This is a genomic window from Winogradskyella vidalii (genome assembly GCF_013403955.1).
Lineage (GTDB): Bacteria > Bacteroidota > Bacteroidia > Flavobacteriales > Flavobacteriaceae > Winogradskyella > Winogradskyella vidalii.
The window spans coordinates 44297-51491 of record NZ_JABFDG010000010.1; the positions used below are offsets into that span (position 1 = coordinate 44297).

At 35.3% G+C, this 7195-nt stretch carries 2 protein-coding genes and 1 pseudogene; all 3 read left to right on the plus strand.

What is annotated here, in order from left to right:
• Positions 1-61: 61 nt before the first annotated feature.
• Positions 62-997, plus strand: coding sequence for a PorP/SprF family type IX secretion system membrane protein (locus HM982_RS17715; protein ID WP_179354666.1), 936 nt, complete (start codon positions 62-64; stop codon positions 995-997).
• Between the two features lie 19 nt (positions 998-1016).
• On the plus strand, positions 1017-2888 hold the full coding sequence (locus tag HM982_RS17720; protein WP_179354667.1) for an OmpA family protein: 1872 nt from the start codon (positions 1017-1019) through the stop codon (positions 2886-2888).
• 252 nt (positions 2889-3140) lie between these two features.
• Positions 3141-7195, plus strand: a pseudogene (locus tag HM982_RS17725) (hypothetical protein); the annotation flags it as partial.

The window sequence follows — 7195 nt, forward strand, 5'->3', positions numbered from 1 at the left end:
AAGACAGTCAGTCTAACTAATGGCAGACTGTCTACTAATCAAAAAGCAATATAAAATACAGATGAAAAAAATATATTTTACAATAGCCTTTGCACTTATGATAGCAGTGAGTGCACATGCGCAACAAGACCCTCAATATACACAGTATATGTATAATATGAATGTCGTTAACCCCGCTTACGCAGGCTCTAATGAGGCTTTATCCGTAGGGCTATTATACCGCTCTCAATGGGTAGGTATTAACGATGCACCAAAAACAGCGACACTTTCTGTACACAGTCCTGTGGGAAAAAACGTAGGACTAGGACTATCTGTAATTTCAGATAAAATTGGTCCAGTTGAAGAGAATAATGTGTATGCCGATTTCTCTTATACTTTAAATTTAGGTGGTGAACACCGCTTAGCTTTCGGGTTAAAAGCAGGAGCAACCTTTCAAAACATAGGTTTATTTAGTGATATAGGTAGTGGCTATGTACCAGATGCTGGTGATGAGGCGTTTAGTGAAAACACGAGCAATACCTATTTAAATATTGGTTCTGGTGCGTTTTATTATACAGACAAATATTATGTGTCTTTATCAGTACCAAACATGTTAAAAAGCACCTATTTAGACGTTACTAATAATGGCCAACAATATGAATATGGTTCAGAAGTTTTACATTATTTCTTATCAGCGGGTTATGTGTTCGACTTATCAGAAAACACAAAATTTAAACCTTCATTTTTAGTGAAATCAGCTTTTGAAGCACCGACATCTTTCGATGCATCAGCTAACTTTTTATTTTATGAAAAATTTGAAGTTGGTGCGACTTACCGTATAGATGATGCCGTTGGTGTCATGGCAAATTTTGCAGTAACACCAGAATTAAGAATTGGTTATGCTTATGATTATACAACGTCAGATCTTAATATAGATTCATCTGGCTCTCATGAAATTATGTTGTTGTTCGATCTTAATTTCGCTAAAAAAGTATCTATTTCACCTAGATTTTTCTAACATATTAAACGTTTAAAAAATGAAAAAAATATATAGTCTTTTATGCCTGTTTCTAATTGTATCAGCAGGCTACGGACAAAACAAAGAAACAGAAAAAGCCGATAAACTTTATGATGGTTATCAATACGTCGATGCTATTGATGCTTACCTAAAACTTGTTGAGGATAATAAAGCAGATGCTTACGTCTATAAACAACTAGCAGATAGTTATTACCATGTGTTTAATGTAGAAGAAGCTTCTAATTGGTATAAGCGTGCCGTAGATAACGGTCAAGATGCTGAAACTTATTACCGCTATGCACAAGTTTTAAAGTCGCAAGGAAATTATGACGAAGCAAATAAGCAGATGGATAAATTTTCTGAAATGATGCCCAATGATATTCGTGCAAAAATGCATTTAAAAAATCCTAATTATATTCCAAAATTAGCAGATGTCACAAAATCATTTGATGTAGGAGGTGTGGCTATTAACGATGCTCAGCAAAGTGATTTTGGAGCGGTATTATCTAATGACAATATTTTGTATTTTGTAAGTTCAAGAAAGACTTCAGGAAAAGAAGATGCTTGGACCAATCAACCGTATTTAGATATTTATAAGTCGGTTAGAAACGAAGAAGGCAATCTATCAGAACCAGAAGAAGTGAGTGAGTTAAACACCGTTTATCACGATGGTCCTTTAACTATTAGCGCTGATGGAAAAACAGTTTATTTTTCGAGAGATGGTCATAGTGATGGCACGTTTAAAAAAATAAAAAGTAACGGTGTTAAAGTGGCACAACAAGGTATTTATAAAGCGACGATGTTTGAAGGAAAATGGGGAGATGTACAAGCATTACCTATAAATAGTGTAGAATATACCGTAAGTCACCCAAGTATCAGTAGTGACGGAAAAACACTTTATTTTGCATCTAATATGCCAAATGGTATAGGTGATACAGATATCTGGAAGATAAGTATAGATGGCGATACTTATGGTGAACCTGTAAATTTAGGGCCTAAAGTAAATACTTCTGGTAAAGAAGGTTTTCCCTATATAAGCGGAGATAATATTTTATATTTTGCTTCTAGCGGTCATCAAGGATTTGGTGGTTTTGATGTCTTTAAATTTGATATTGATAAAAATGAAACGGCTGAAAATTTGGGAAACGGGGTGAACACTAAAAATGATGATTTTGCTTTTAGTGTGAACACCTCAAAACAAGTGGGTTATTTTTCTTCAAACAGATCAGGTGTAGATAATATTTATATGGCTATTCCTATTTGTCAATTCCAAGTGATTGCTAACGTTAAGGATGCTAAAACTAAGGCATTCATATCTGGGGCCAACGTCACTATTTCAGATGCTCAGCATAACCAATTAGCAACTCAGGTTACAACTAAAAACGGCACGACTAGCTTTAACGTTAATTGTGAAAATAAGTATACCATCACCGTAACAAAAGAAGGGTACGAAACCGCTATAGTTTTAGTAGAACCATCAAAAGGAGAGGATGTTAATATGGATGTAGCCTTAGAACTTGTTGATGAAATTATCACAGAAACAGAAGTAAAATTAAACAACATCTACTTTGAGTTCGATAAAAGTAATATTACCAACCAAGGCGCATTAGAATTAGATCGACTTGTAGCTATTATGAAAGATCATTCTGAAATGAAAATTTTAGTTAGATCGCATACAGATGCTAAAGGTAGTGATGCTTATAATTTAAAATTATCAGAAAGTCGTGCACAGTCTACAATGCAGTATTTAATTTCCAAAGGAATTGATAAAGACAGATTATCTGCAAAAGGTGTCGGAAGTTTAGAACCAAAAATAGACTGTAAAGCAAATTGTTCAGAGGAAGAATATGCTCAAAACAGACGTTCAGAGTTTTTAATTGTTAAAGATTAATTTAGAAGAAATCCACGTTGTGAAAATCCCCAAGATTACCTCATAACGTGATACATTAGTTAATAGCTAAATCAAACTAACAGTCGGGCTAAATATTAGCTTGGCTGTTAGGTATTTTAGGTAGGAAATTATTGGTTAGGATTGTTTTATGATTGAAGGCCAAATTTCTATTTTTATAAAAAAATATCAAATTAATTATACAGGAAAACTAGTAATTGTTTGTAATAGGAATGTAAGTGATAAAGAATTCAGATGAATAGATATTTAATAGTAATTATTTTAAGTACACTTTTTTTTCATGTCAACGCACAGAGTGTGCCTAACGATTGTGTTGATGCTGTAGTAGTATGTGGAAATAGCACATTTTTATCTAATGCAACCGGACCTGGAGATGAGGATGAAATTAACTCATGTGGTGGCTCTGAGCATAATTCATTATGGTTAGAAGTTAATATCGTTCAAGATGGAACATTAGGATTCGATTTAATTCCGAATGATCCAGACATTATGGTCGATTATGATTTTTGGGTTTTTGGTTCTAACCGTTCTTGTTCAAACTTAGGAAGTCCTATTCGTTGTTCTACAACAAACCCTAATGAAGCTGGTTTAGCAAACAACCACACAGGAATTAATGGAAGTACAACCTTAACGCAGACCGGACCTGGTCCAAATGGTAACGGCTATGTATATTGGTTAGATGTTAATGTTGGTGATTCTTTTTTTATTGTCATTGATAGGCCAGTAGGTGATGGTGGTTTTGAAATTCAGTGGACAGGCACAGCTACTGAAGAATCAGGTGCATTTCCTGCGCCCCCAGAAGTTAATGATGTAAATGATGTTATACAGTGTAGTAGTACACCAGGTATAGGCGTTTTTGATTTAAATAGTTTAAAACCAGGAATTAATTCAGATCCTTTAAATACGATTGAATTTTATGGGAATTTAGCAGATGCTACAGATAATGTAAATGAATTACCAGGTATTTATGCTAATACCTCTAACCCACAAACAATTTATGCTAAAGTTAAATCTTTAGGAACAGAATGTTATTCAATAGTTGATTTTGATTTAATTGTTTCTGAAATTCCAGACGCTTCACTATCGGTGTCAGATACAGAACTGTGCGAAGGGGAGGAGCTTACATTAACCATCACTGGTACACCAGGAGCCAATATACTTTATACTATCGATTCTGGAGCTTCTCAGGAAATTTTATTAGATGATACAGGTATAGGAACTATTACAGACACCCCTTCAAGTGATTTTACGTTTCTCTTAGGAGAAGCTCAAGTTTTAAATGAGTCAGGTAATGTTGTGTGTTCACAAACTATATCTGATGTTGTAGTAATAACAGTACATTCAAACACAACACCAACCCTAACTAATAATTCACCAATTTGTGAAGGAGCGGATGGTGAGCTACAATTTTCCGGCGATCCCGATGCCACAATTACTTATACCGTTGATAGTGGTGCTGAACAAACATTTAATTTAGATACCACAGGAAATTATACTTTAACACTTACTGGATTAACAGTAGATACCACTGTTGAAATTATTTCTGTAACCAGTGCTTTACCACCTAACTGTGAGCAAATCTTAAATATTACGGAAACCATTGTGGTTAACCCATTACCAACCGTTATAGATCCAGAGCCTTTATTGGTCTGTAATGATGGTTTCAATCCAAATTCTGCAGCTTTTGAGTTAGACGATTTAAGTGCAGCGATTTCGGATAATGAACTTAATGTTACGGTTACGTATTATGAAACTCAGGCTCTAGCTGACGCAGGAAATATATCGGATGCTCTAGTGTCTCCATATGATAGTGCTTCTGCAAATCAAACAATTTTTGTTCGTGTTGAAACCGATTTGGGATGTACAGTGTTTACAACATTAGATTTACAGGTTGTTGCTGCTCCAATAGCAAATACACCTTCAGATTTGATTGCTTGTGATGCTGACAACTCAGGAATTGGAATGTTTGATTTAACCCAAGCAGAAGCTGAAGTTATCGCAGGAAACAGCCTAACCGTTGAGGTTTCTTATTATAGTCTTGAAGCGGAAGCTGAAGCAGGAACGCCTTCAATTACAAACCCATCGACTTTTGAAAATACAGTAGCTTACAACCAAACTGTTTTTGTTAGAGTAGATGTTGATGGTATGGATTGTTATAATATTACGCCACTAAACCTGGAAGTATTTGATACGCCAATTATAACAACTCCAGATAATCTTCAAACTTGTGATGATAATACCAATGATGGTATAGCATCATTTAATCTGGAAGCTCAAACCCCAATTATTTTAGACGGTGCAACAGATATAACGGTTAGTTATCACTTAACGGAATTAGAAGCTGAAAATAATACAAATGCTTTAACAAGTCTATATACCAATACGAGTAATAATCAAACGCTATTTGTACGTGCTGAAAATGATTTAAATACCGATTGTTTTACAACCACGAGTTTTGATCTTATAGTCAATCCACTCCCAACAATAACAACACCAACACCTTTAGAAGTTTGTGATGATGGTACGCCAGATGGTTCAACGGAAATGGATTTAAGCCTTAAAAATGCTGAAATTACTGGGAATAACCCTAATTATTCCATTGCTTATTATTTAAATGCAACTGATGCGGCATCCGAAACAAGTCCTTTACCTAGCTTGTATACTAATATTTCTAGTGGTCAAATTATTGTCGCTCGTGTAGATAATAACAGTACAGGTTGTTTTACGACCACTAATTTAGAGTTACTTGTAGCACAAGCACCTGTAGCTAATAGTCCGACACCATTAGAATTTTGTGATCCCGACAGTGATGGTTTTGGATTTTTCGACTTAACAAGTAAAGATGATGAAATAACAGCCGGTGACCCAACACTAGAGGTTAGTTACCATGAAACTATGGCCGATGCAGAAAACAATGTGAATGCCATTGATTCAAATCCTTATTACAATATTGTACAACATGCACAAACCCTTTATGCACGTGTAGAAAGTTCTACTATTCTTACGGATTGCGATTCTATTGTCACGCTTGAGTTACTCGTTAACCCAACACCGCAGCTGGGAACTGAGTTACCAGAACCTTTAGAAGTTTGTGATGATAGTTCAGCTGATGGTTTTACGCAGTTTAATTTAACTACTAAGATTGCAGAGCTACTGCAAAATTTAGCAGACCCAGCACTATATGATGTAACGTTTTACAACAATGAAACAGATGCAGATTTAGCTTCTAATTCCATCGTAAATGTCGCAAATTATACCAACACAATTGCGTTTAATCAAACCTTATGGGTTAGAGTAGAGGATAATATTTCAGGCTGTTATAAATTAACCACTTTAGAATTGATTGTAAATGAAATTCCTGTGTTAGTTCAAGCGGCTCCTTTAGTGCATTGTGATGTCAACAATCCAGGTGATGAGGTTGAAGAATTTACACTCGAAGCTGCCACAGATGCAATCTTAAATGGTCAATCGGGAATAAGTTTAAGCTTTTTTGAGACGGCGTCTGATCGCGATACTAATAGTAACCCTATTACGAGTCCTTATACTAATATTACAAATCCCCAAACCGTATTTGTAAAAGCAACTAATAATGAAACAGGTTGTGTTAATACCGCATTTTTGACATTACGAGTTGAGCCGATTCCATCACCAGTAACTCCAGAACCAATCGAAGTCTGCGACGATGATAATGACGGTTTTGCAGCATTCGATTTAAGTCTGCGAACCGTGGAGATCACTAATGGAGAACCAGATGTAGAAATTACGTATCATGAAACCTTAGAAGAAGCTAATTCCGGAATTAACGCTTTTGAAAGTCCATATACTAATATTGTTATCAATGAGCAAACACTTTATATAAGAGCAACAAATACTCTTACAGGTTGTTTTAATACCTCAGAAACCTTAACACTTAGTGTTTTAGGAACTCCTGAAGTCCCAGTGAATTTAACCGATTACATCATTTGTGATACTGATAGTAATGGAATTACTCAATTTGATTTAACGACTAAAGACTCAGAAATAATAAATGGTCAGACCGATGTTACTTTAACGTATCATATTTCTGAAGCAGATGCTTTAACAGGAAATAACCCGATAACAAACCCTCAAAATTTCACCAACGCCACTAATACTCAAACCATCTATGTGCGTTTAGTAAATGATAGTAATGTTTGTTTTGATATCGGCGCTTTTGAGATTGGTGTTGCGCTTCCACCGGTAGCCATACAACCAACGCAATTGAGTGAATGTGATGATTTAGGCCAAGTACCAGGCGATGAAATCACGGT